Raw genomic sequence first — 487 nt, 5'->3', positions numbered from 1 at the left:
CACTGACGATTAAAACATTATTAACATGGTTAGCACGACATCATTTCAATTATCAAGAGATTAATGAGCGATATAAAGGTGGATTAAGAAAAGAATTATTATCTTTGAAAGGTATTGGAAGTGAAACAGCAGATGTCTTACTTGTTTATATATTCGGACGTATTGAATTTATTCCAGATAGCTATACAAGAAAAATATATGATAAATTAGGATATGAAAACACTAAAAATTATGATCAATTAAAAAAAGTAGTCACATTACCAAATCATTTTACAAATCAAGATGCTAATGAATTTCATGCTCTGTTAGATGTATTTGGTAAACATTACTTTAGAGACAAAGATATAAAGAATTATGATTTTTTAGAACCTTACTTTAAAAAGTAAACGCTGTGAAGTTAGATAGATGAGTTTATATGAAATATAAAAAATAATTTACTATTTTCTTTTAGTATGTGGACTTATATAATAAATAGAAGCATATAAAG

Annotated in this window: 1 pseudogene; it reads left to right on the top strand. The window is 25.3% G+C overall.

What is annotated here, in order from left to right:
* Positions 1–386 (top strand): annotated as a pseudogene (locus IDG60_RS02455) (endonuclease III domain-containing protein); the annotation flags it as partial.
* Positions 387–487: the final 101 nt, after the last annotated feature.

Source organism: Staphylococcus sp. EG-SA-2 (assembly GCF_017152085.1).
The sequence above is the reverse complement of the archived record's forward strand: the minus strand, read 5'-3'. Positions and strand labels throughout refer to the sequence as shown.